Annotated in this window: 35 protein-coding genes and 1 tRNA gene; 30 read left to right on the top strand and 6 right to left on the bottom strand. The window is 73.3% G+C overall.

Annotated elements, in window-relative coordinates; genetic code table 11:
- Positions 1 to 38: 38 nt before the first annotated feature.
- Positions 39 to 539, bottom strand: coding sequence for a DUF3145 domain-containing protein (locus tag O2V61_RS07090; RefSeq protein ID WP_269182600.1), 501 nt, complete (start codon positions 537 to 539; stop codon positions 39 to 41).
- 296 nt (positions 540 to 835) lie between these two features.
- Here O2V61_RS07090 and O2V61_RS07085 point away from each other — a divergent pair, with 296 nt between their 5' ends.
- From O2V61_RS07085 to O2V61_RS07070, 4 genes are all read left to right on the top strand, one after another.
- Positions 836 to 2314 (top strand): arylsulfotransferase family protein, encoded by a 1479-nt coding sequence (locus tag O2V61_RS07085; RefSeq protein ID WP_269182599.1) that lies wholly within the window; start codon positions 836 to 838, stop codon positions 2312 to 2314.
- A gap of 25 nt (positions 2315 to 2339) precedes the next feature.
- Positions 2340 to 2416 (top strand) — tRNA-Ile (locus tag O2V61_RS07080).
- An 86-nt stretch (positions 2417 to 2502) separates the two neighbouring features.
- Complete coding sequence (locus O2V61_RS07075) at positions 2503 to 3423, top strand: hypothetical protein (protein ID WP_269182598.1); 921 nt, start codon at positions 2503 to 2505, stop codon at positions 3421 to 3423.
- A gap of 26 nt (positions 3424 to 3449) precedes the next feature.
- Positions 3450 to 4034 (top strand): hypothetical protein, encoded by a 585-nt coding sequence (locus O2V61_RS07070; protein ID WP_269182597.1) that lies wholly within the window; start codon positions 3450 to 3452, stop codon positions 4032 to 4034.
- On the opposite strand, the gene O2V61_RS07065 is transcribed toward O2V61_RS07070, so the two are convergent.
- From O2V61_RS07065 to O2V61_RS07055, 3 genes are read right to left on the bottom strand one after another with little or no spacing between them, the layout of a single operon-like run.
- Positions 4031 to 5194 (bottom strand): tyrosine-type recombinase/integrase, encoded by a 1164-nt coding sequence (locus O2V61_RS07065; protein ID WP_269182596.1) that lies wholly within the window; start codon positions 5192 to 5194, stop codon positions 4031 to 4033. The genes O2V61_RS07070 and O2V61_RS07065 overlap by 4 nt on opposite strands.
- Before the next feature lie 18 nt (positions 5195 to 5212).
- On the bottom strand, positions 5213 to 5668 hold the full coding sequence (locus O2V61_RS07060; RefSeq protein WP_269182595.1) for an ImmA/IrrE family metallo-endopeptidase: 456 nt from the start codon (positions 5666 to 5668) through the stop codon (positions 5213 to 5215).
- Positions 5669 to 5670: 2 nt separating this feature from the next.
- Positions 5671 to 6084, bottom strand: coding sequence for a helix-turn-helix domain-containing protein (locus tag O2V61_RS07055; protein WP_269182594.1), 414 nt, complete (start codon positions 6082 to 6084; stop codon positions 5671 to 5673).
- A 169-nt stretch (positions 6085 to 6253) separates the two neighbouring features.
- Here O2V61_RS07055 and O2V61_RS07050 point away from each other — a divergent pair, with 169 nt between their 5' ends.
- The 25 genes from O2V61_RS07050 to O2V61_RS06930 all read left to right on the top strand — a co-directional run bounded on the left by O2V61_RS07050 (position 6254) and on the right by O2V61_RS06930 (position 18046).
- Positions 6254 to 6517, top strand: a complete 264-nt coding sequence (locus O2V61_RS07050; RefSeq protein ID WP_269182593.1) for a helix-turn-helix domain-containing protein — start codon at positions 6254 to 6256, stop codon at positions 6515 to 6517.
- Complete coding sequence (locus O2V61_RS07045) at positions 6517 to 6762, top strand: helix-turn-helix domain-containing protein (RefSeq protein ID WP_269182592.1); 246 nt, start codon at positions 6517 to 6519, stop codon at positions 6760 to 6762. Before O2V61_RS07050 ends, O2V61_RS07045 begins: the two co-directional genes overlap by 1 nt.
- Positions 6763 to 6888: 126 nt before the next feature.
- On the top strand, positions 6889 to 7200 hold the full coding sequence (locus O2V61_RS07040; protein ID WP_269182591.1) for a hypothetical protein: 312 nt from the start codon (positions 6889 to 6891) through the stop codon (positions 7198 to 7200).
- On the top strand, positions 7197 to 7334 hold the full coding sequence (locus O2V61_RS07035; protein ID WP_269182590.1) for a hypothetical protein: 138 nt from the start codon (positions 7197 to 7199) through the stop codon (positions 7332 to 7334). The genes O2V61_RS07040 and O2V61_RS07035 overlap by 4 nt, the downstream gene beginning before the upstream one ends.
- Positions 7331 to 7510, top strand: a complete 180-nt coding sequence (locus tag O2V61_RS07030) for a hypothetical protein (RefSeq protein WP_269182589.1) — start codon at positions 7331 to 7333, stop codon at positions 7508 to 7510. The genes O2V61_RS07035 and O2V61_RS07030 overlap by 4 nt, the downstream gene beginning before the upstream one ends.
- A complete protein-coding gene (locus O2V61_RS07025; protein ID WP_269182588.1) occupies positions 7507 to 7773 on the top strand; it encodes a hypothetical protein in 267 nt (88 codons plus the stop codon). Before O2V61_RS07030 ends, O2V61_RS07025 begins: the two co-directional genes overlap by 4 nt.
- Positions 7770 to 8465: a hypothetical protein gene (locus O2V61_RS07020; protein ID WP_269182587.1), complete on the top strand. Its 696-nt coding sequence runs from the start codon at positions 7770 to 7772 to the stop codon at positions 8463 to 8465. Before O2V61_RS07025 ends, O2V61_RS07020 begins: the two co-directional genes overlap by 4 nt.
- Entirely contained in the window at positions 8462 to 8791 is a 330-nt protein-coding gene (locus tag O2V61_RS07015; RefSeq protein WP_269182586.1) for a hypothetical protein, read from the top strand. The genes O2V61_RS07020 and O2V61_RS07015 overlap by 4 nt, the downstream gene beginning before the upstream one ends.
- On the top strand, positions 8791 to 9075 hold the full coding sequence (locus tag O2V61_RS07010) for a hypothetical protein (protein WP_269182585.1): 285 nt from the start codon (positions 8791 to 8793) through the stop codon (positions 9073 to 9075). The genes O2V61_RS07015 and O2V61_RS07010 overlap by 1 nt, the downstream gene beginning before the upstream one ends.
- A complete protein-coding gene (locus O2V61_RS07005; RefSeq protein WP_269182584.1) occupies positions 9072 to 9449 on the top strand; it encodes a hypothetical protein in 378 nt (125 codons plus the stop codon). Before O2V61_RS07010 ends, O2V61_RS07005 begins: the two co-directional genes overlap by 4 nt.
- Complete coding sequence (locus O2V61_RS07000; protein WP_269182583.1) at positions 9446 to 11011, top strand: DNA cytosine methyltransferase; 1566 nt, start codon at positions 9446 to 9448, stop codon at positions 11009 to 11011. The genes O2V61_RS07005 and O2V61_RS07000 overlap by 4 nt, the downstream gene beginning before the upstream one ends.
- A complete protein-coding gene (locus tag O2V61_RS06995; RefSeq protein ID WP_269182582.1) occupies positions 11008 to 11376 on the top strand; it encodes a DUF4326 domain-containing protein in 369 nt (122 codons plus the stop codon). The genes O2V61_RS07000 and O2V61_RS06995 overlap by 4 nt, the downstream gene beginning before the upstream one ends.
- Positions 11373 to 12206, top strand: coding sequence for a hypothetical protein (locus O2V61_RS06990; protein ID WP_269182581.1), 834 nt, complete (start codon positions 11373 to 11375; stop codon positions 12204 to 12206). The genes O2V61_RS06995 and O2V61_RS06990 overlap by 4 nt, the downstream gene beginning before the upstream one ends.
- Positions 12207 to 12214: 8 nt before the next feature.
- Positions 12215 to 13216, top strand: coding sequence for a DNA translocase FtsK (locus O2V61_RS06985; RefSeq protein ID WP_269182580.1), 1002 nt, complete (start codon positions 12215 to 12217; stop codon positions 13214 to 13216).
- On the top strand, positions 13213 to 13539 hold the full coding sequence (locus O2V61_RS06980; RefSeq protein WP_269182579.1) for a VRR-NUC domain-containing protein: 327 nt from the start codon (positions 13213 to 13215) through the stop codon (positions 13537 to 13539). Before O2V61_RS06985 ends, O2V61_RS06980 begins: the two co-directional genes overlap by 4 nt.
- Complete coding sequence (locus O2V61_RS06975) at positions 13539 to 13844, top strand: hypothetical protein (RefSeq protein WP_269182578.1); 306 nt, start codon at positions 13539 to 13541, stop codon at positions 13842 to 13844. The genes O2V61_RS06980 and O2V61_RS06975 overlap by 1 nt, the downstream gene beginning before the upstream one ends.
- A complete protein-coding gene (locus O2V61_RS06970; RefSeq protein WP_269182577.1) occupies positions 13841 to 14998 on the top strand; it encodes a DUF6551 family protein in 1158 nt (385 codons plus the stop codon). The genes O2V61_RS06975 and O2V61_RS06970 overlap by 4 nt, the downstream gene beginning before the upstream one ends.
- Positions 14998 to 15243 carry a hypothetical protein gene (locus O2V61_RS06965; RefSeq protein WP_269182576.1) on the top strand — a complete coding sequence of 82 codons (246 nt, stop codon included), beginning with the start codon at positions 14998 to 15000 and terminating at the stop codon, positions 15241 to 15243. The genes O2V61_RS06970 and O2V61_RS06965 overlap by 1 nt, the downstream gene beginning before the upstream one ends.
- Before the next feature lie 46 nt (positions 15244 to 15289).
- Positions 15290 to 15907: a hypothetical protein gene (locus tag O2V61_RS06960; RefSeq protein WP_269182575.1), complete on the top strand. Its 618-nt coding sequence runs from the start codon at positions 15290 to 15292 to the stop codon at positions 15905 to 15907.
- Complete coding sequence (locus O2V61_RS06955; protein WP_269182574.1) at positions 15904 to 16206, top strand: hypothetical protein; 303 nt, start codon at positions 15904 to 15906, stop codon at positions 16204 to 16206. Before O2V61_RS06960 ends, O2V61_RS06955 begins: the two co-directional genes overlap by 4 nt.
- Positions 16203 to 16532, top strand: a complete 330-nt coding sequence (locus tag O2V61_RS06950; protein WP_269182573.1) for a helix-turn-helix domain-containing protein — start codon at positions 16203 to 16205, stop codon at positions 16530 to 16532. The genes O2V61_RS06955 and O2V61_RS06950 overlap by 4 nt, the downstream gene beginning before the upstream one ends.
- Positions 16529 to 16861, top strand: a complete 333-nt coding sequence (locus O2V61_RS06945) for a hypothetical protein (RefSeq protein ID WP_269182572.1) — start codon at positions 16529 to 16531, stop codon at positions 16859 to 16861. The genes O2V61_RS06950 and O2V61_RS06945 overlap by 4 nt, the downstream gene beginning before the upstream one ends.
- Entirely contained in the window at positions 16858 to 17136 is a 279-nt protein-coding gene (locus tag O2V61_RS06940; protein ID WP_269182571.1) for a hypothetical protein, read from the top strand. Before O2V61_RS06945 ends, O2V61_RS06940 begins: the two co-directional genes overlap by 4 nt.
- Positions 17137 to 17294: 158 nt before the next feature.
- Entirely contained in the window at positions 17295 to 17849 is a 555-nt protein-coding gene (locus tag O2V61_RS06935; protein ID WP_269182570.1) for a hypothetical protein, read from the top strand.
- A complete protein-coding gene (locus O2V61_RS06930; protein ID WP_269182569.1) occupies positions 17843 to 18046 on the top strand; it encodes a hypothetical protein in 204 nt (67 codons plus the stop codon). Before O2V61_RS06935 ends, O2V61_RS06930 begins: the two co-directional genes overlap by 7 nt.
- Positions 18047 to 18189: 143 nt before the next feature.
- Here O2V61_RS06930 and O2V61_RS06925 read toward each other — a convergent pair whose 3' ends face one another.
- The gene (locus O2V61_RS06925; protein ID WP_269182568.1) at positions 18190 to 18444 is read right to left on the bottom strand and encodes a hypothetical protein; all 255 of its coding nucleotides are present in this window, start codon (positions 18442 to 18444) and stop codon (positions 18190 to 18192) included.
- Positions 18445 to 18463: 19 nt separating this feature from the next.
- Positions 18464 to 18901, bottom strand: coding sequence for a hypothetical protein (locus O2V61_RS06920; RefSeq protein WP_269182567.1), 438 nt, complete (start codon positions 18899 to 18901; stop codon positions 18464 to 18466).
- Between the two features lie 86 nt (positions 18902 to 18987).
- Here O2V61_RS06920 and O2V61_RS06915 point away from each other — a divergent pair, with 86 nt between their 5' ends.
- On the top strand, positions 18988 to 20214 hold the full coding sequence (locus O2V61_RS06915) for an HNH endonuclease (protein ID WP_269182566.1): 1227 nt from the start codon (positions 18988 to 18990) through the stop codon (positions 20212 to 20214).
- Positions 20215 to 20225 lie beyond the last annotated feature (11 nt).

Raw genomic sequence — 20225 nt, 5'->3', positions numbered from 1 at the left:
CACTGCCCGCCGCGCTCACGAGTGTGGGAAGCAGTTCCTCAGACGACCTGGTGCAGCCAGGTGGCCGGGGTGGCGTCACCGGCGTAGCGGTAGGCCTCGAGGTCGGCGTCCCAGGCAGCGCCGAGGAGGGCGTCGACGCCGTGGCGGAAGGCCTCGACCGAGGTCGCGGTGGCCGCGAGGTGCCGCAGCTGCTGCTCGCTGATGATCAGGTCGCCGTTGGCGCTGACCGGCGACCGGTGCACGCCGTGCCCAGGCACGTAGGACATGCGCTCGCCGTCGTTGCCGTGACTGGCCTCTTCGGTGACCTCGAAGCGCAGCATCGGCCACTGCTTCAGGGCAGCGACCAGCTTGGCCCCGGTGCCAGGTGCGCCCGTCCAGGCGATCTCGGCACGGTAGGACCCGTGCGCCACGGGCTGGTCAGCCCATGACAAAGACACCGGCGCGCCGATGACGCGCTCGAGCGCCCATCCGACGTGCTGGCAGAGCGCCTTCGGGCACGCGTGCACGAAGACGACACCCTGGGTTGACCGTCGCTGCACGGCACACCTCCATCGACTCGACTGGTTCGTCTTCCCCAACGGACCTGTCGCGTGATGACTGCGTTCGTACTTCGGCGGTTCCCGGAGCAACCGCCCGACAGTTTGCCTGATCGTGACCTTGCTGCGCCAGTGCGGAGCGGTGCAGATGAGACGTCTGGGACTCGAGTGGTCCAACGAGACGCATGATCCACCAGGTCAGAGCGCCGCATCCCGCGACACGTGGACGATCTGGGTCAGGAATGTCCATGGTGTCGCCGGCGCCTGCGGGGACGTCCGACCCCTGCGAGGATCCCCGCATGCTGCGGACCCAGTCCCTGCCCCTCGCGCTGTGCGCCAGCATCTCATCACTGGCGCTCGTCGCTGGCTGCGGCTCGGACGGTGGCGTGGCGGAGGAGGCGGAGGCGGAGGCCACCGTCGGTCCGACGGTGCCGGCCTTCGTCAGCCGCCCCGACCTCACCGCCCCCGACATCGAGATCACGCCGGCGGCAGCAGCGCCCGAGGCGGACGGGTCGCTGGTCATGCTCGGCCCGAAGAGCGACGGCGCACCGCTCACCGGGGTGCTGATCGTCGACGAGGCAGGCGAGCCGGTCTGGATCCACCCGACCGAGAGCCGCAGCTACGACGTCCGGGTGCAGGAGCTCGACGGCGAGCAGGTGCTGACCTGGTGGCAGGGCACCAGCCCGGTGGTCGGGATGGGCATCGGGGAGTTCGTGATCGTCGACGACTCGTACCGGGAGATCGCCACGATCACCACCGGCGGGGACGTCGACCCCGGACAGGCCGACATCCACGAGGGCCGGCTGACGCCCGACGGCACCGCACTGATCGCCGCCTACGTGAAGGAGCAGGTCGACCTGACCGCGTTCGGCGGCCCGGAGGACGGCTGGGTGTGGGACAACGTCGTCCAGGAGGTCGACGTCGACACCGGTGAGGTGCTGTTCTCCTGGCGGTCCCTGGACCACGTGCCGATGGAGGCGACCAAGAGCGAGCTGCCGGAGGACGGCGGCACGGAGGACGCGCCGTTCGACTACTTCCACGTCAACTCCGTCGCCGAGGACGCCGACGGGTCGCTGCTGGTCTCGGCGCGGAACACCTGGGCGGTCTACGACGTCGACCGGGAGTCCGGCGACGTGCTGTGGACCCTCGGCGGCGAGGAGGGCGACTTCGAGCTCGGTGACGGGGTGGAGTTCGCCTGGCAGCACGACGCCGAGCGGCAGGCCGACGGCACGCTGACGCTGTTCGACAACCAGTCCGAGCCGGACATCGGCCCCACCTCGCGAGGGCTGCGCCTGGACCTGGACGAGCAGGCCCGGACCGCGACGCTGGTGACCGAGTACCTGCCGCCGGACCCCGACCGGCTCGCCGGCAGCCAGGGCAGCCTGGAGCAGCTGGCCAACGGCAACGTCTTCATCGGCTGGGGATCGCGGCCGTTCTACTCGGAGTTCGCCGCGGACGGCACGCTGCTCTGGGACGCCGCGCTGGGCAGCGGCGACAACTACCGCGCCTACCGGCAGGAGTGGACCGCGACGCCGGCGGAGCCGCCGGACGCGGTGCTCGCCGACGGCGCCGTGCACGTCAGCTGGAACGGCGCGACCGAGGTCGACTCGTGGCGGCTGGTCGCCGGGGACGACGAGGTGTCGGCCGAGGCCGGGCAGCCGGTCCCGCGGTCCAGTTTCGAGACCCGGCTGCCGGTGGACGGCGACCCGGCGTACCTGGCCGTCGAGGCCCTGGACGCCGACGGGCGCGTGCTGGGCAGCACCGTGCCGACCGACTGAGGGCGACCGCTAGCGTGAACGGCCTGGGGCGGTAGCTCAGCCGGTCAGAGCATGGGACTCATAATCCCTGGGTCGTGGGTTCGAGCCCCACCCGCCCCACCACGCTGACCAGCGAAGATGCTGGCCAGGGCCGGGAGTGCCGCAGGGGGTGGCAGCACCGGTGGCAGCACCAACGGGGGGACGAAGCCATGCCGCAGCTCAACCAGCGCACCGTCAGGTTCTTCGAGATCACCGGACCGAACCTGGAGCGCCTGCCGAAGGACCTCCCCTTCGAGCCGATGCTCGACGCGGTCAACGACGTCGACGACGACAACGCCTACGTCCAGCTGGGCAACAGCATGGAGCTGCTGGGATCGGTGTACCGGCCCACACCAGGCGCCAACCCCGTCGTGCCCCTGCTCGCCCTCGATCGGATCACCCGGGACGTCCGTCTCCGGATCGAGCGGCGCAGGAACTACCGCCCCCTGCAGCTGCTGGAAGACGAGACGCTGGCCGAGCCAAGCTTCTTCTCCATCTTCCCGAGGAACGTCCTGGCGATCCTGCGCAACAGCGGTAGTGCACCTGGAGTGGCGTCGTTCCGTGACTACATCAACAAGCTCGACATCCTCGACGGGGAGATCGGCATCACGCCCCTGGTGGACAAGAACGCGCTGCGCGCCCTGCAGGACGTCGACACCCTCACCCGGCTGACCGTTGCCGTAGGCGCGGACGCCGACCCGGACGACTTCGAGGGCAGCCCCATGGTCCGGTCAGTACTGAGGGACGCGCGCCAGCGCCTCGGCGCCGTGGCGTTCGAGTTCACCGTCAAGCTCAGCCCCAAGGGACAGCACGACGCATCAGAGGCGGCGATCGAGGAGATCCGCCAGCTGGCCTCCAACCCGGAGTCCCTGCTCAGCGCGACCAAAGCACAGATCGCCTACCGGCGCATCGAGAACGGCCGGGCTGCGACTTACGACTTCGTCAACGAGGCCGTGACGCAGGCCGCCGACGTCGAACTCGAGGCGGAGACGGCCCAGCCCACGGAGCGCTCCGCTTCGGAGGCGATCGCCAAGGCCTACAACACAGACAAGTACGACGACATCCTGTCGGCTCTGGCTCTGTCCGAGTGACAGACCCCGCGACTACCTTGCGGAGCATGTCGGGGGTGGGGGGCGAGAAGCGATCCCCGATCCGCCGTGCCGGGTCTTGGGTAGCCGATCGCTGGGTGCAGTGGTGGTGGATCGACGTCCCGCTCGCCGCAGCGCTGACCCTCTTCTTCGCCTTCACACCGGGCGTCCACGCCGTGTTCGATCTGCTGGGCAACTTGAGGCTGGCAGACCGCCGCAGCATCTACACGGACATGCTCACCATCGCCACGCTCTTCGCCGGCTTCAGCACGTTGGCGACAGCCACCTACCTCGGATGGTCCAGCCGAGGTGTACGCGCAGTCAGAGACCTCGTCGGCAAAGACCTGCTGTGGCTCTGGCTCAGCGCCACCACGATGCCCTGGCTGTGCGCCACGACGCTGGTCATCGTCAAGATGGTCGACCGAGGAACACCGCCGACCAACCCGACCCGATGGATCGCGATCGGAACCCTGATCGTCGTGGGAGAGCAGCTCGCCCGGGTGATCTACCTGTTCTACAGCCTGGCCATGATCGAGCAACGACCGAACAGCCAGACGCCAGTCCGACCAGTCGCCTCTGTCCCCATCGGCATGAAGAGGAAGGCCGAGGGCTAGCGGGTACCGGCTCCACCCCAGAGTGCCGCGCTCATCGCGACAGCAGCCTGCTCAGCCAGCTCAGGTGCGACGTGCGAGTACGTGTCCAGGGTGAGCTGCACGGTGGAGTGGCCGAGGATGCCCATGACGACCCGGGCCGGGACGCCCTGGACCAGCAGGAGCGACGCGGCGGTGTGCCGGGCGTCGTGCAGCCGGAGGCGTGGGACGCCGGCCCGGTCGCAGAGCTTCCGCCAGGCGGCCCAGTCGGCGCGAGGGTCGATCGGGGCGCCGTCGGCCTGAGTCCACACGAGCTCACCGAGCGGGCCGCCGCCGCGCCAGGCTGAGCCGGCGGCCAGCCGCTCCTCGAGCTGCTCGGTGCGCCGGGCGCGCAGCTGGGCGGTGAGTTCGGTCGGCATGGCCACGGTGCGCCTGGAGCGCATCGACTTCGGCTCGACGAGGACCAGGCCGCGCCCGGCCTGCCGCTGGAGCGCGCGCCGGACGGTGAGGGTGCCGGCGTCGAGGTCGACGGCGTCCCAGGCCAGGCCGAGGACCTCGCCCTGCCGCAGGCCGAGCGCGAGGCCGGCCGTCCACCGGGAGGCGAGCCGGTCGGCGGCCGCGGCCTCGATGAGCGCCCGGGCCTGCGCCGGCGTGTAGGACGGCACCTCCGCACGGACGACAGACGGACCATCGAGCAGCGTCGCCGGGTTGCGCACTAGGTGCCCGCGGCGGACTGCGACGGTGAGCGCCCGGGACAGGATGCGGTGCGCCTGCCGGATGGTCGCCGGCGACAGCCCACGGGTGGAGAGCTCGGCCCAGGATTTCTCGATGTGCTCCGGGCGCAGCCGGTCCAGGCGGTGCCGGCCGAGCAGCGGCACGAGGTACCGCTTGAGGTAGCCGGCGTACCCGGCGCGGGTGGACTCCCGGATCCGGTCCGGCGCGATAACGGTGAGCCAGTGGTCCAGCCACTCCCCCACCGTCGGGACGGCGCCGGTGGTCAGGAAGCCGCTGTCTCGGGCCGCGATCGCCTCGTTGAGCTTGCGCACGACGATGGCGCGCTGCTTGCTGCGGAAGGTCTTCCGCTTAGGCTTCCCGTCGCTGGTCCAGCCGATGACGATGGCACTACGCCAGTAGCCCTCAGAGTCGCGGTAGATCGAGCCCTCGCCGGTTCCTCTCCGGGCCATGGGCGTCTCCTCATCTGGTCAGGCGGCGTGCTCGACCTCGGCGAGATCGAGCACGAGCAGTCCCCGCTCGGCGGGGCGCAAGGTGTCCAGGCGGCAGCGGAGGACGTCGACGGTGACGTCGAGCTCCTCGGCGACCGCCGCGGGGTCGTGCGGGTGGACGCGCATCGCCAGCGCGAGCGCCTGGACCTCGACCAGCCGGCGCGCGGCCTCCCGGTCGGCCCGTCGCTCCTGGCGCTGGGCGAGCCGGGGCCCGTCCGGGCCGATGGCGAAGACCTGGACGTCGCCGCGGTCGACGTGCTGCAGCTCGTGGGCGAGCGCGCAGCGCCGTTCGACCCGGGTCAGGCGCCGGTCGAGCACGATGCCCATGACGTCGGGCAGCCACCAGCCGACGCCGGTCGGCAGCTCCACGGTGTGCGAGTCACAGCAGATGTGCGGGCGGGACCCCAGGTCCGCCCACGGGTTGTACGGCGCCAAGCTCAGTGCTCCCCCCGATCCGCGCGCATGGCGCGGATGACCGCTTTCACCGCCTCGATCTGCACCGCGCTGAGGCCCGCTAGGTCGAGCGGCTCGGTGCCGGAGCCGACCGGTAGCTCCGTGCTGGCGAGCGCCTCCTCCAGCTTCGCTAGCTCGGCGGCCGCGTCTTCGCGGCCGACCTCGGAGAGCTGCTCCGGCTTTACGCCCACGGCGTGGGCCATGCGGGCGACCGTCTCGGGAGGACCGGACACGGGAACGTACAGGTCACCGACGGGCTGATAGCCGGCCACGATGTGACGCCAGCGCGTGTCCGAGATGCCCGAGGCGGTGGCTGCGGAGCGGGCGGACATGCCGCGGCGCTTCATCGCGTCGCCGATCAGTTTGCCTTCCGGCGGCTGTGGAGGCTTCTCGGACACGAACGGCAAGCTACGCGAACCTTCGCGCATCCGGACCACCGGACCCCTCGGAAAAGTTTGCACCGACACGCTGACCATGCGGGCAAGTGTGCAGGTCAGGCGCAATGTTTGCAAGAGTTTGTGCAAACGTCTTGGCTCTTCGCGATGTTTGCGCCTACGGTCTGTCGTCATGGAGCAGCGCAGACCACAGACGCGCCGTCCGGGTCAACTGAATCACGACCCGGTGGCCCTCCGATGGGTGATCAGCCAGTCGAAGTTCACCCAGAAGGAGCTGGCCGAGAAGGTCGGTTTGCACCCCAGCACGCTCAGCCTCATCGTCTCCGGGCAGCGCAACTGCACCCCCGCCAACCTCGCGAACATCGCGAAGGCGCTCCAGTGCCCGAAGTCCGCGATCAGTGCGAAGGTTCGCAGCGCCGACGAGGCAGCAGCCTGATGGCCGCCGATGTCATCCAGCTGCCGCTAGCGCCCGAGGCCGTGCCGTTCCGGCTGATGCACCCCACCGACGAGTCCGCCGCCCTCTTGGGCGTCGGCCGCAGCGTCCTCTACGGCCTGCTGCGCAACGACGTCATCCCGTCGATCCGCCTCGGCGGCAAGCGCCTGGTCGCCCGCGCCGACCTCGAGGCCTACGTCGACCGGCTCCGGTCCCAGGCCGAGCCCTACGCCGACACGGCGCCCTGATCCCCCGGCGGCGGTCGCACTGAGCCTGCCCTGCCGCCGCCGGGTGTCCTTCCCCCGCACATGACGAAGCCCTCCCGCACACCGCCTGTCAGCAGCGCGGGAGGGCCCGACCGAAGGAGCGTACCGATGCTGCACCTCCCCACCACCCCGATCCCGGTGGTCGACGGCGACGTCGCCCCGGCTCCGGCCACCACCGAGCTGCCGGTCTGGTCCGGGCTCCCCCCGGTCACCCGCACCCGCTACGTGCGCCGCTCCCGCTGGACCCGCCTGGTGCGCTTCGGCCGGGCCGCCGGCCGACGCCTCCGCGCCCTGGGCCACGGCCCGGCCGAGGCCCGGGCGCTCTTCCTCCTCGCCGTCGTCGTCCTCGGCGGGCTCATCGGCGCGCTGATCGTGCTGGAGGGCTACTGGCCCTCCGACTACCTCGGCACCGCCCGATGATCAGCCACCAGGCTCGGGAGACCGCCGCCGCGGTGGGCCTGACCCTCGTCGGGCTGGCGTGCGCGGCCTGGCTGCTGGTCAAGGCCTTCCAGGAGATCTCGGCCGGCGTCGCGCTGCCGCGGGGTGCGCGATGACGGTAGTCGCGATCGTGGTCACCGCGTGGGTGCTGCTCGTGGCGCCGGCCATCGCGCTGGCGCTCGGCAAGGCCGCCCGGGTCGCCGAGGCGCGGGAGCGGGCCGACCGGCAGCGCAGCACCCGGGCACTGACCGAGCTGCTCGAGCAGTCCGCGCCGCCGAGGGGTGCGGCGTGACCGTCCCGACCCCGGCCGGGGTGCGCGCTGGCCGGGTGGTGCGCCTGCTGGGCCGTCACCGCACGTGGACGTCCGGCCCCATGGTCCCGGACGCGGCCGAGCAGCTGGCCTCCGACCTGACGGCCGAGATCGAGGCCATCGGCGACACCCCGCGGATGCTCAGCTCGTTCACCTGCGAGGACGGCCGGATCGTGCGGCCGCGTGCCCGGGACCTGACCGGTGTGGAGACGCAGTCGTCCACCACCGCGGCGGTGCACCCGTGACCGCGGCCATGACCCGGCCCGGACCGCAGGGGCTGCTGCCCGGTGCCCCGCCGGCGACCGGCTGCGAGCACCAGCGGCCCGGCCAGCCCCCGTGCGGGTCGACCACCGGCCTCGTGCGTCTGTTCATCGGCTGGGTGTGCCGCACGCACGCCCTGCCCGGCGCGCAGGTGTACGCCGTCGCCCCGCTCCCCGGTGCGCCCCTGACCGGGCCGGGCCTCGTGGTGGCCGACGACGGGTCGTTGCGTGCACCCGGCATCGGCCGCCACCCCGACGACGCGCCCCGCGTGGCCGCCGACCAGCCGCTCGCGCCGGTGCGGCGCCTGCCCGACCCCGCCCGGGCCGCCGCGGCTGTGCACGCCGACGCCACCGGCGCCGAGGCGCAGGCCGCCGTCCTGGCGATGGGCCGCACCGGCAAGCCCCGCCGCCGACTCCTCGAGCACCTCGCCACCCTCGGCGCCCAGGGCGCTACCTCCACCGAGGCGTGGCGCTGGTACTGCACCACCCACGGCCCCATCGACCTCTACACGGTGCGGCCCCGGCTGACCGAGCTGAAGCGCGACGGGTGGCTCATCGACTCCGGCCGGGTCCGCCGTCCCCGCAGCGACGGATCCTCCGACGCACCCGCCGAAGAGGTCCTCGTCCTGTCCGACCGCGGCCGCGCCCAGCTCGCCGCCCAGGCAGGTGCCCGGTGAGCGCCGCCAGCTTCACCCCGGCGGCCACCCTGCTGCGGACCGCGCCGACCACCCCGCTCGCGGCCACCCCGGCCGGGTCGGTGGTGCACATCCTCAACCGGCCCGGCGGCGCCCCGATCTGCCACCGCGACCGGCAGACCGTCACCCCGCTCCCGGCGGCCGGCCCGGCGCCGGCGGTGCGCGTGTGCGAGTTCTGCATCCGCGCCCTCCCGGCCAAGGTGCGCCTCGACCTGGTCCCCACCGACGTCGAGCGCACCGCGGTCCGGGAGCACGCCGCCCGCCAGCGTCCCGAGCCGCTGCCCCTCCCCGACCAGGGCGGCGCGTGATGGCCCGCGCCGCCGCCCACTGCCCGGGCTGCCAGAACCCGGTCCTCCGCGCCGTCGACGTCGACACCGGCGAGGAGTACCTCGTCGACGTCGAGCCGGTCGACGAGGGCCACGTCGACATCTGGATGGCCGGTGGCTACGCCGCCGCCCGACGCCACGGCGCCCCCTCCAAGCGGCAGCCCGCCCACGAGCTGCACGCCTGCGCCGCCGTGACACCCCCGCCCTTGCCCGACCCCTACGCCGACAAGCCGCCGGCCGACCAGCAGCACGGAGGATGGCGATGACCGCCACGAACGTGATCGAAGAGCTCCTCGCCGAGCGCGCCCGCCAGGACGCCAAGTGGGGCGAGCAGAACCACCCGGACCTCCGCCCGGGACTGGCTCACTACCTCGGCCTCCCCGCCGGCCACACGCCCGACGTGGTCGACGTCGCCGACTACTACGGCCTGCCCACCTCCGACGAGGCGAAGATCCTCACGGACACCACCGCCGCGGAGGGCAACGGGTCGTGGGTGGCCATCGCCACCGAGGAACTCGCCGAAGCGCTGGAGGCCTTCGCGCTGGGCGACGAGCTCGCCGGCCGAGCCGAGGTCGTCCAGCTCGCCGCCGTCTGCATCCAGTGGGTACAGGCCATCGACCGCCGAGCTGGTGCGCGATGAGCCTCACCCTGACCGACCTCTTCTGTGGAGCCGGTGGCTCCGCGCAGGGCGCGCACGCCGTCCCCGGCATCGAGCTGCGCCTGGCCGCCAACCACTGGCAGCTGGCCGTCGACTCCCACGCCGAGAACTTCCCCGACGCCGACCACATGGTCGCCGACATCTCCCAGGTCGACCCCCGACGCGTCCCCCGCACCGACCTGCTGTGGGCCTCCCCGGAGTGCACCAACCACTCCCAGGCCAAGGGCGTCAAGCGCATCACCGGACAGGCGGACCTGTTCGGGGAGACGCTGCCCGACGAGGCCGCGGAGCGCTCCCGGGCCACGATGTGGGACGTCCCTCGGTTCGCCGAGCGGCACGCCTACCGGGCGATCGTGGTGGAGAACGTCGTCGACGCCGCGAAGTGGGTGCTCTGGGACGCCTGGCTGATGGCCATGACGTCGCTGGGCTACGCCCACCAGCTGGTGTCGCTGAACTCCATGCACGCCCCCGCCGCGGTCGCGCCCCGGGCGCCGCAGTCCCGCGACCGGCTGTACATCGTCTTCACCCGGGCCGGTGACCCGCGGCCGGACGTTGCTCCCCGCCCGCTGGCGCACTGCACCAGCTGCGACAGCGAGGTCCCCGCCGTCCAGACCTTCAAGCCCGGCCGGAAGGTCGGCCGCTACCGGCAGCAGTACCTCTACCGCTGCCCGCGCACCAGCTGCCGCGGCGCGGTCGTCGAGCCCTACGCGCTGCCCGCCGCGCACGCCATCGACTGGACGATGCCCGGCCAGCGCATCGGGGACCGCGCCAAGCCGCTGTCGGCGAAGACCCTCGCCCGCATCGAGGCCGGGCTCATCCGCTACGCCGGCCAGGCCCTCACCTTCGAGGCCCGCGGCAACACCTTCGTCCGCACCGGCGCCGACGGCCGCCCCGTGTACGCCCGGGCGTGGCCGGTCAGCGAACCCACCGCCACGCTGACGACCACCGAGACGCGGGCACTCGTCGTCCCCGTCGAGGGCCGCGACGGCAAGCAGGTCCAGGCCGCGGCCGAGCCGATGCGCACCATGACGACCCGGTCGGAGACCGCGCTGGTCGTGCCCTACTACGGCAGCCAGCGCGAGGCCGTGCCGGCCGGTCGGCCGATGCCGACGATGGGCACGGTCGACACCGCCGGGGTCGCCTTCATCGCCGAGCTCCGCGGCGGCGGCTCCACCCACCGCCCGGTCACCGAGCCGCTGGCCACCATGACGGCCTCCGGCACCCATCACATGCTCGTCCGGCACAACACCGCCCGCGGCAACCCCGGCCAGATGTGCACTCCGACCACCGAGGTCGCCCGCACCATCACCACCGCCGGACACCAGTCCCTCGTCGGCTGGCCGCACAGCACGCCAGCCGTTGACGACTGCACCTTCCGGATGCTCGAGCCCCACGAGATCCAGAAGGCCATGGCCTTCGGCGACACCTACCGGGTGCTCGGCAACCGCCGCGAGCGGGTCCGCCAGCTCGGCAACGCCGTCACCCCACCCGCCGCCGAGTTCCTGCTCAGCGCCGTCGCGACCGCCCTGGACGGTGCCGCGTGACCGCCGCCGAGCTGGACCGGGTCGAGTGGGTGCCTGGCCAGCAGCTGTTGGCGCCGCGGCGCATCCAGCTGAAGCGGTCGAAGGGCTGGCGGAAGCCCGCGGACGCCGTCGTGGTCGCGCGGCCCTCGAAGTGGGGGAACCCCTACAAGGTCGGTGGCTACCTGGTCGCCGGCCGGGCGTGCGGGCCGATCACCCCGGCGCAGTGCGTCGACGCCTACCGGGCCCTCTTCCTCTTCGCCGCGTGGGGTGACCTGCTCGACCTGGGGGAGCTCGTCGGTCGCGACCTCGCCTGCTGGTGCCCCCCCGACCGGCCCTGCCACGCCGACGTGCTGCTGGAGCTGGCCAACAGCGAGGCGTCGGCATGACCGCCCGCAAGCGGCAGACCGAGGCCACCCGCGGCACCGGCCCGGTGATCGTGGACCCCGCCGTCATCCGGCAGGTCCTCGCCCACGCCGACCGCACCAGCTACGTCGCCGCGGCCGCGCGCTACCAGGTGTCGGTGCGCACGGTGACCCGCTGGCAGCGGCGCCGCCGCGACGCGGCAGCAGCAGGGAGCGTGTGGCCAAGCGACGCCGACGTGGCCCACTGGCGCGACCGCCAGCCCGCGCGCTCGGTGGCCAGCCGCCGCACCCAGCGGTGGCAGGTCCGGCGCCTGGCCGAGGGCCCGCTGCTCGTCGACCCGGCGGGCACGGCCCGGCGGCTGCAGGCGCTGGCCGCCCTCGGCTACCGCTACGAGGACGTCGCCGGGGTGCTCGGCCTCTCGAAGTCCCGGGCCCGGGACCTGACGCTGATGCGCGGCGCTGGCCGCGTGCACCGGGACACCGCGGGGGCCGTCGCCGCGGCGTACGAGCAGCTGTCCATGACCCACGGCCCCTCGCCTCGCTGCCGGGCGCTGGCCGCCAGCCGTGGGTGGCCACCGCCGCTGGCGTGGGACGACGAGTCGATCGATGACCCGGCGGCCCGCCCGGTCCTCGGTGACGCCGACGCGGTGCTCTTCGACGAGGTCGCCGTCGCCCGGGCCGTCCGCGGCGAGCAGGTGCACCTGCGCCCGGTCGAGCGCCGGGAGGCCGTCCACCAGCTGGCCGCCGCCGGCCTGACGCGTGGCGCGATCGCGGCGCGGCTGCAGATCAGCACCCGCGCGGTCGAGCGCCACCGCGCCACACCCCGCCCGACCACCGACACCGCAGCAGCCTGAGGAGCCCCGTGCACATCACCGTCGGCACCACCGACCTGCGCGCCGCGCTGCAGGCCGTCGCGCCCCACGCCTACCGCAAGTCCAACCTCGCCGATCTCCATCGCATCCGCTGCGACATCGGCACCCACAACCTGACCGTCACGGCGACGAACCGGTGGACGGCCGGCATGGCGATCGTGTCGATCTGGGACAACCACGACGCGGAGGCCGGTCCCTTCGACATCTCCCCCACCGACGCCGCCGAGATCCTGGCCCTGTTCCGGGGCACCGGCGGCGGTGAGGAGGAGGCCGGCGACACCCTGGAGCTGGAGCTCACCGGCAAGGAGCTCACCGTCACCGACACCGGTGGCCTCTTCAACGGCAAGAGCCTCACCCTGCCCCGGCTGCCGCACGGCACCGGCTACCCCGACGTCGCGAAGTTCGTGAACCGCGCGGTGCGCAACACACGGGTCGACGGCGGCCGGTGGATCGCCGACGGCACGATGCTCGGCCTCTTCATCAAGGCCACCCGGGCCTACGGCCAGCTCCTCACCCTCGAGCCGACGAAGTGGGGCACGCAGGTGATCGGCTGCGGGGAGTCCTTCCTCGGCGTCTACGCCCCCACCCGGGACGAGGAGCTCGACCAGAAGCTCAACGGCTGGCGGGTCGACTGGCTGAACCGTCTCCCCGACGACGACGAGGAAACCGGCCAGTTCGTCCTCTGGAACGAGGTCAACGCCCGCCCGGTCGACGAGCACGCCGCGGCGCACGACGAGTACACGAGCCAGGTCGCCGACCACGCGCTGCTCATGCAGGCCGCCGTGCTGGTCATCGAAAGCCAGTTCGGGTCCACGTCGATGCTGCAGCGCAAGCTCCGCGTCGGCTTCGCCAAGGCCGGCCAGCTGATCGACCAGCTGCAGCAGGCCGGCGTCGTCAGCGCACCGCCCGGGCCGGGCAAGGCCCGCGACGTCCTGCTCGGCGACACCAGCACCCTCGACGTCCTCCTCCCCCCGCCGGCGGAGCAGTCATGACCGAGGAGCAGCTGCTGCAGGCCGTCCGCGACCTGGCCCGCTACCGCGGGTGGCTGGCCTACCACACCTACCGGTCCACCAAGTCCGAGCCGGGGTTCCCCGACCTGGTGCTGGTGCACCCCCGCACCGGGCAGGTCGTGTTCGCGGAGCTGAAGACCGCGACCGGCCTGCTGTCCAAGGCCCAGCAGGGGTGGCTGGCCGCCCTCCGGGTCGCCCAGTCGCACCGGCTGTCCGTGCACGTGTGGCGGCCGGCCGACCTGGCCAGCGGGCTGATCGGCCGCGTGCTCACGCCCACCGCCAGCGCGGCGGGGGCGACCCAGTGATGTACCCGCCCCGCCGCGGCCGCATCGAGCGCAGCGCCACCCGGCAGCCCACCGACTGGACCGCCCGCCGCCACGTCCACCCGATGCCGGCCAACGCGAGCGAGCTGGCCGACCAGCTGCGGCTGATCGTCCCCCACCACGCGCAGTGCCGGTGGAACACCAACCCGGTCCGCCGAATCGGTGAGCCCCTCGGCCACACCGAGGCCAGCCGCTGCACGTGCACCGCCATCCCCGACCGCCAGCACCTGGCCGACGTCGTCCAGGCCGCGGCGACCGGCCGACTCCCCGCAGAGGTGACCCGATGACCGCACCCAGCACCGACTTCCCCGTCGACGCGCCCCCGGCCGACGACCTGGACTACGTCGTCGGCCTCATCGCCCACCGGCTGGCCAACGGGCAGTCCGTCGACCACGTCATCGACGTCGGTGAGCGCACCGGCTGGTGGTTCCCCGACCTCGTCGACTGGGTCGCCGACGGCCGCCACGGCCCGACCCCGACCGGCCCGGCCCCCGTCCTGCCCACGCCGACCGAGCAGGACCACTCCCCCAGCTGCGTCCTGGACACCGACCACGACTCCGGCTGCCGCCCGGCCGCCGAGCCCATCGGTGCGCTGGCCGACCAGCCGCGGGCCGTGGACGCCATGACCAGCGAGCAGGCCGCCGCTGAGGTGGACCGGATCGAGCAGGCGCACGCCGCCACCGGCCAGCCGGTGGCCGGCCCCTACGTCGCCGTCCTCCGCCTCAACGAGCTGTTCGTCGACCACACCTACCAGCGGCCCCTCGACGAAGCCCGCGTCCGCCGAATGGCCACCGCCTGGGACCCGCGCCTCCTCGGCCTCCTTGACGTCTCCGACCGCGGCACCGACACCGAGCCCGTCAACCGGTACGCGATCGTCAACGGCCAGCACCGCGCCGCCCTCGCCGCCCTCGTCGGCCTCACCCACGTGGCCTGCAACATCCACGACGGCCTCGACGTCCCCGCCGAGGCCCAGCTGATGGCCACCCTGGACGCCACCACCAAGAAGCTGTCCGGCTTCGAGAAGTGGCGGGCCCGCCGCGGCGCCGGCGACCAGGCCGTCCAGCAGGTCGAGGACATCGCCGCCCGCCACGGACTCACCGTCGGCCCCGGCCGCGGCGACGACGTCCTCACCTCCTACGGCGCCGCCGAGAAGCTCCTCCAGCTCGGCGGCCCCCAGCTCCTGGACAACACCCTCGCCGTCCTCCACGGCGCCTACGGGCTGACCGCCGCCGCCTGGCAGGCGCCCCTGGTCACCGGCGTCGGGCAGCTCCTCCACCGCACCCCCGACATCGACATCGACCGGCTCGGCCGCGCTCTGGCCTCCAACCGCCCCGAGCAGCTCCGCGCCCAGGCCGCCGCCGCACGCGAGATCGAGCCCGGCACCCTCGCCCAGCTGATGACCCGGGTCATCACCACCCAGTACCGCCGGGCAGCCCGCTGATGGCCACGCCCGCGCCCCGCCGGCGCCCGACCCGCACGCCCAGCGAGCAGGACGACGTCGACCGCCTGGTGCGCCACATCGCCTCCGAGCCGCACCTGGAGGCCTGGCTCCGCGAGCACGTCGCCGGCCACCTCGAGCAGACCGCCCACGAGCTGTCCCGCGCCGACCTCAACCGGGTCTCCCCCGAGTCCGTCGTCGCCCGCCGGGCCGACGCCCACCGCCGCGGCGACACGGCGATCTGGTGACCAGCCCTCCGCCGCCCCCGCCCCACACCGTCCCCGAGGAGCCCCGATGACCACCCCCACTCCCCTGACCCCGCCGGGCTCCTTCGGGCTCTCCCGGATCGGAGGACTGCTCGGCATGGCGGTCGCCGCCGGCCAGGCCTTCACCTTCGACGGCTCCCGGTACACGCACGCGTTCGTGGTGGTCGACGGGGGCTCGGTGGTGCAGGCCATGCCCTCGGGAGCCGAGCTGGCGCCACTGGCTGACTTCGTGGGACGGGACGACGTCCGCTGGTGCGACGCACCGGTGCAGTCGACGCTGGCCTTCTACCGCGAGGCCCTGCTCACCCGGATGACCGACCTCGAGATGGTCGACCGCCTGGCCGACACGTACGAACGCAACCTGCGGCAGGCGCTCTCCGCTGAGGCCCGGCAGCTCGTCGGCACCGGCTACTCGTTCGCCGACTACCTGGCCCTCGGCCTGGCCCACCTCGGCGTCCGTCCGCACTGGCTCCGCCGGTACATCGCCGCGTCGGGCCGGCTGATCTGCAGCCAGCTGGTCGACGAGACGTACCGCCGGCAGGGCGTGCACCTGTTCGACGACGGCCGGCTCCCGATGGACGTCACCCCGGGGGACCTCGACGCCTACCGGGTCACCCACCTCGAGCAGCTGGCAGCGTCCCGGTGACCGCCCCGACGAAGGGCCGGCACGCCGCCGAGTCCACCGACCTGCAGGAGTCCACCGGCCGCATCATCCGGGCCGGCGCCAGCCTCCTGGAGCTGGGCGCCACCTGGGCCGAGGACACCGCCCAGGTCGTGCTTTCCCAGCCGACCATCCGCCAGGCGCTGGCCGACACCGAGGTGCTCGCGCAGCTGCGGTCCCGCCACCGCGAGGTGCCCTGGGGTGACTCCGCCCTGTCGACCGTCTGCGGCTGCGGCGCGCCCTGGCCCTGCCCCGACGCCCTGCTGCTGGCAGCCGACCGATGACCGCACAGCGAGGTCCCGGGCCTTCTCCCCAGGGGACCAACCCACGACGGCCGGGCCCCTACTTCCTCAACGTCGACGAGGTGGCCGCCTTGATGCGCGTGTCGAAGATGACCGTGTACCGGCTGATCCACGACGGGGAGCTGCCGGGATCGGTGCGGGTGCGACGTTCCTTCCGGGTGCCGCGCCCGACGGTCGATCAGTACCTGCGGGACGCCGCCGCGATCCAGGCGGCCGACTCGGGCGTGATGCGCAAGGGCGCGACCTGCCCGCACTGCTCCGGCCCGATCGGCGCCTGCTGGTGCCCGCCCGCCGGGACCACGACGTGACCGGCCTGCAGATCGCCCTCACCGTCCTCGTGGTCCTGGCCGCCAGCATCGCGATCTGGGGGACCTACGCCGACCGCCGCGACTACCTGGAGATCCGCGCCGACCTCGACGAGCTGGCCGGTGACTTCCACTCTCCAGCTGACCGGGCCGCCCGGCAGGAGAGCGACCTCGGCCAGCTCGACCGCCGCCTGGTCGACGTCGAGCACGAGCTCACCGGCGACCAGCCGTCGTCCGGCCGGCACGCCCACACCGACGAGCAGCCCACCGGACCGATCGCGCTCGGCGCCACCCGCGCCGCCATCAACCCCAGCAAGGAGCAGCAGCCGTGAGCGACCTCGTGCCCGCATTGGAGATCGAAGAGATCGTCGGCGTCGACCGCCACCCGACCGAACACTGGGGGCGCGCCGTCTCCGCCGAGCAGACGGTCTACATCCTCCACTCGGAGGCGTGCCTGGCGTCCGGCGTCGACCTGCGCGACTGCGAGTTCTCGGTCGCGCTGGACAGCGGCATCGACATGCGGGACTGGTCCAAGCGCGAGGACCAGCCGGTGCAGCTCGGCATCGACGCTGACGGCTGGCTCGTGCCCGAGGCCGGTGCCGGGTGACCGCCTCTACGCCCCAGCCCGAGCACCCGTCGAACCCGGACCAGCTCATGGCCCGCGCTCTCGGCGTCTGCTGGCACTCGCCGACGTCCGACCGCTGGCCCTGCACCCCCGCGCCGTCGGAGCCCCCCACAGCGGCACAGGGGGACAGCAAGCACCCGATGGTCTGTGGCGACTGCCGTCTCGGTGACCACGCGACCTGCGCCGGGGAAAGCCCGAGCTTCTACTGCCCGTGCACCCACCCCACCCCGCCCGCTGACGCCCCGGAACAGCAGGACGGCGAGCGGCACCCCGGCCTGGTCACCCGCGAGGACCACGCCGTCGCGATGGGTCTGGTGCGCAAGGCACGCGCGGCCAGCAGCGACGAGGAGGTGGACGCCGCCCGCGATGCCATCGCCCAGGACATCGCGGACGAGCGCGCTCTTGCCGCCCGCCGTCCCACCGAGGCCGAGCAGCTGCGGGACGCGCTCCGCGTTCACCACCCGGTCATGCGCAGCGAGACCGGCCCGTTCTCCGGCTGCCGGTGCAAGGGTGTGCGGCTGGGCGAGGACGTCATCGCGCACGTGGTCGGCCACCTTCGCGCTGCCCTGGATGGCGCCCAGCCCGACCCCGGCCCACAGTGCCCCAGCTACAGCAACGGCGTCGACGGGTGGCGCTGCGAGCACCGGGTGCACGGCGACGAGGTCAAGCACCGCAACGGGGAAATGACGTGGTGACCGCCGAGGCCGACTACCTGGCGGCCCGCCGGGTCGCCTCGGATCCGGCCACGGCGCTGGCCGAGCGGGCCGTGGCGAACGCCAGGGCCCGGGGCCTGCGGCGCGTCGTGGGCCCGTACCGCACCGCCGAGCTGGACGACCAGGTTCACGCCGAGGTCCTCGCCGACCTGGCGCGCGCCGGCGGCGACCGTGGCTGACCCGGCCGTGGCGGGCCTGTGCCCGCGCTGTCTCCACGCGGTGCCCGTTCGCCGGGCGGCGTCTGGGGCTGTCCGCCTGGTGCGGCACGCCTGGCAGGGCCGGTCGTGCACCGGCACCGGCTGGGAGGTGACCCCGTGACCGGTCAGCCCAGAGCGCGCAGGTCCTCCGCCGGGTGCCAGCCGAGCTCGGCGCCCTCGAAGAACCGGCCGCGGTGGATCGTGGCCAGCCCCAGCCAGGTGCCGTCCGTGGTCCTGAGTTGCCCCCAGAGCCAGCCGGTCGCCTTTTCCTCGCCGGCCAGCTCCACCGGGCGGGGTGGCCGGACGTGCAGCGCCCCGGGCCGGGCGAGCGCGGCGTCCAGCTCGCGCTGCAGCGCCTCGTCCGGCTCCGGGGTCCACACGTCGACGACCGTAGGGGTCTCAGCGCATGTGCTTGGGCACCAGGTCCTCGCGCAACAGCGCGACCAGCGCGTTGACCTTGCTCATCAGCTCCCCGAACCGACGTTCGGCTTCCATCAGGTTGCTCTGCTGGTGGCGCGGGATGGTGTCGCGTACCGCCTGCGCTCCAGCTCGGACGTCGGCCGGCGACACCAGGTCGAGCCGTTGAAGCGCGTGCATGAGGGCCCGCAGCTTCGTCGGGTCGAGGGCGTCCTGCTTCTGCTGGGGGCCAGTCACACCGCCGAGCACATCGTTGGCCGCGTCCAAGAAGGCCGCGTACGTGTCATGTCGCTCGTCCAGCAGCCAGTTCCGCCGGCTGCTCCGAGCAGACCTCGAAGCGACGAGCAGCGCCACCAGCCCGGCGACGACCGCGCTCGCCAGTGGAGTTGCAGCGCTGATCGCGAGCTCTGTGCCAGTCACGGTCGCTGAGTCTGCCGCGCCGCCCAGCCGGCGCCGCACATCTGTCGCACATCTGTACGCCCGTCCCTGGAGGAGGTGACCCCCGCATGGCCTGGCTCCGCGTCGGCGACACCCTCGCCAGCGACCCCCGCGTCCTCGTCCTCCACGACCCGAAGAACCCGCACATCGCCCCGGCCTGCGTCGGGTTCCTCACCCTGCTCGGCACCCTGTCCACCCAGAACGGCACCGACTACGTCATCCACCCCGGCTTCCTCCACCTCGCCGGCGGCGCCGCCGCCCCCGACCTGCTGAAGCGTTGCATCCGCGCTGGCCTGATCACCTTCCTGGGCGGCACCGGCATGAAGCGGCGCTGGAAGCTCATCGACGACGCCCCCGAGCTGATCCACATCCGGCTCAAGGACGAGATCGCCTGGGAGAAGCAGCAGAAGTCCGACACCCAGAAGAAGGACCACCTCGTCCCGGTCCTCCTCCGCGACGGCGACGCCTGCCGCTGGTGCGGCATCCCCGTGCAGCCCATGGACACCCGCTCCTCCCGCGGCCGCACCATCGACCACCTGCGCCCCGGCCTCGCCGCCCGCGGCCCCCACGACCTCGTCGTCGCCTGCCGCGGCTGCAACAGCACACGCGGCGCCGACCGTGAGCGCACCAAGGACGACGAGACCCCCGACGCCTTCGCCGCCCGCTGGGCCCCGCAGCTGCGCCCGGTCCCCGACCGCCTGCTCTTCGTGCGCACCGACGTCAACCTCATCGAGGGAGCCGGCCACACCATCCCCGCCGGCTCGACCATCGTCGACCGCGCCTACCCCGCCCGCGACACCCCGGGCACCACCACACAGACCCCCGGCCCGGACGCAACGCACCACGCCACCCAGGCGCGAGTCGCGGCCCCAGGCCGGAACACCACGTCGACCGACCAGCACCCCGCACCCGCGGGAGTCGCGGCCACCGACGCGGCCAGCACCACCCCCGCGCGCCCCGGCAGCCAGCCAGGCGCAGCGCACCCCGCGGCCGACCAGCACCCCGCCACCCCGGCGGGAGTCGCGGCCACCGCGGACAGCACCACCGCACCCGAATGCACCCCGCACCCCGCCCCGGCGGGAGTCGCGCACGCCTCGGAGTCGCGCACCAACCACTCAACGACCGATCGGTCCCGGGCTGGAGGCCCGGGTCGGGTCGGGGCGGGGTCGGGTCGGGAGGGCTCTCCCACCCCCCGGTCCTCCCCCGGTATCCCACCTGATCCACCGCCACCCCCGGCCAGCACCACCCCGCCCCGCCGCACCCGCCGGGGCAAGCGCCGTCCCCGCTCCGCATGACCAGCCCACCG

The sequence above is a fragment of the Modestobacter sp. VKM Ac-2985 genome (assembly GCF_026967925.1).
In the GTDB taxonomy this organism is placed as follows: Bacteria; Actinomycetota; Actinomycetes; order Mycobacteriales; family Geodermatophilaceae; genus Modestobacter.
The sequence above is the reverse complement of the archived record's forward strand: the minus strand, read 5'-3'. Positions and strand labels throughout refer to the sequence as shown.